This window comes from Mycobacterium sp. (genome assembly GCF_050701675.1).
Classification (GTDB): domain Bacteria; phylum Actinomycetota; class Actinomycetes; order Mycobacteriales; family Mycobacteriaceae; genus Mycobacterium.
Genome location: NZ_JBOGDD010000355.1, coordinates 1 through 1922, shown reverse-complemented (window position 1 = coordinate 1922; position 1922 = coordinate 1). Strand labels below are relative to the sequence as shown.

General features: G+C 64.4%; 2 protein-coding genes. One reads left to right on the top strand and one right to left on the bottom strand.

Annotated features, from left to right (window positions below; all coding sequences use genetic code 11):
- Positions 1-745, top strand: a 745-nt coding sequence (locus ACRDUX_RS10495; protein ID WP_526413609.1) for a S1C family serine protease, incomplete at its 5' end; no start/stop codon positions are given.
- Here the strand turns inward: ACRDUX_RS10495 and ACRDUX_RS10490 are convergent.
- Positions 733-1922: molybdopterin dinucleotide binding domain-containing protein (locus tag ACRDUX_RS10490; RefSeq protein ID WP_526413607.1), on the bottom strand; the 1190-nt coding region annotated here is incomplete at its 5' end. The genes ACRDUX_RS10495 and ACRDUX_RS10490 overlap by 13 nt on opposite strands.

Here is a 1922-nt window from a genome sequence, read left to right as displayed (position 1 = left end):
CGGCCACACCGTGCCCTTCACCGTGGTCGCCACCGATCCAACGACCGATATCGCAATCGTGCAGGCGCAGGGCGCTTCTGGGTTGAACCCGATCGCGATGGGATCATCAGCCGACCTTCGCGTCGGCCAGCAGGTGGTGGCGGTGGGATCCCCACTGGGCTTGGATGGCACGGTCACCACGGGCATCATCAGCGCGCTCGACCGTCCGGTGTCCACAGTCGATGCCGGCTCAGGGAATCCACCAACAACGATCGACGCCATTCAAACCGACGCGCCGATCAACCCCGGAAACTCGGGCGGAGCGCTGGTCGATGCAAATGGCCAGCTCGTCGGGATGAACTCGGCGATTGCATCCCCAGGGGATTCGCCTGTCTCGCAAAGTGGTTCGGATGGCCTTGGTTTTGCGATTCCCGTCGGTGAGGCAAGGCGCGTCGCCGACGAACTCATTGCCACCGGCAAGGCGTCGCATGCTTCCCTGGGCGTGCAAGTGGGTGACGACGGGAGTGTTTCCGGTGCACGGCTCGTCGGAGTCACCAGCGGCGGTCCGGCCGCGGCCGCAGGCATGTCCGCCGGTGAGGTCGTTACGAAGGTCGACCACCAAGTGATCGACAACGCTGAGGGTTTGCTCGCGGCAGTGCAGACGAAGGCGCCCGGCGTCACAGTCACCCTCGGCTATCTGGACCCCACGGGTGTTAGCCGGACCGCCCAAGTCGTGCTCGGCACGGACGACGCTCAGCGGTCGTAAGAAGAGGCCGGGGTGACTTCGACGATGAGTTGCTTGGTCAACGGTTGTCCGCTTTGTCTGCTGTGGTCGGCGATCGCGCAGAGCACATTCAACTCGGGCATGTAGCCGAATACGCTGCCGCGCGGGGTGTTGTAGGCCACGACGCGGTAGCCGTATACCGAGCGGGTACTGCCGTCGCGGGCGAAGCTGGTGATGTCGATGAGGTCGAACTCTTCCAGTCCGCGGTCGCGCATGTCTTCGGTGTTCATGAATAGCGCGGTGCGCAGGTTCTTCAGTCCCCGGTAGCGGTCGTCATCGGAGTAGATGGTGGTGTTCCACTGGTCGTGGGACCGCACGGTGCTCAGTGTCAACCGGTCCGGTGGCGGCACCACATCAGGCATGGTGGCCGCGGAGAACTCCGCTTTTTCCGACGGGGTGAGGAAGACCCGCTCGCGCGCCGGCTGGCGGATTCGAAACCCCAGCGGTAGCCGCACGCGCCGGTTGAAGTCCTCGAAGCCATCGAACACCTTGGCCATCACGTCGCGGATCCGGTCGTAGTCTTCGATGTAGTACTCCCACGGTGTGGCGGAGGTCGGGAGCGTTGCTCGGGCCATGCCAGCCAAGATCGCGCACTCCGACTTCAACTGCGGAGATGCTGGCTTCTTCATCCCAAATGACAAGTGCACCATGCTCATCGAATCCTCGACCGTGACGCCCTGCTCACCACCGCGCTGAACATCTTTCTCGGTGCGCCCCAGACACGGCAGGATCAGCGCGTTGCGACCATGGACCAGATGGCTGCGGTTGAGCTTGGTACTGACCTGAACGGTGAGCTCGCAGTTGCGCAGCGCGGCGAACGTCGCCTCGGTATCCGGCGTGGCCAGGCTGAAGTTGCCGCCCATGCTGACGAACACCTTCACCGCGCCGGTGATCATCGCCTCGATGGTCGCCACCGTGTCCAGACCGTGTTCGCGCGGGGGCGTGATCGCGCATACCTCCGCCAACCGGTCCAGTAGTTGCCTGCCCGGGCGGTGATCGATACCGCAGGTGCGGTTGCCCTGGACGTTGCTGTGACCGCGAACCGGCGAGGGACCGGCCCCTTCGCGGCCGATATTGCCGCGCAGCAGAAGCAGATTCACGATTTCGCGGACCGTGTCGACCCCGTGTTCCTGCTGGGTCAGCCCGAGACACCAGGCGA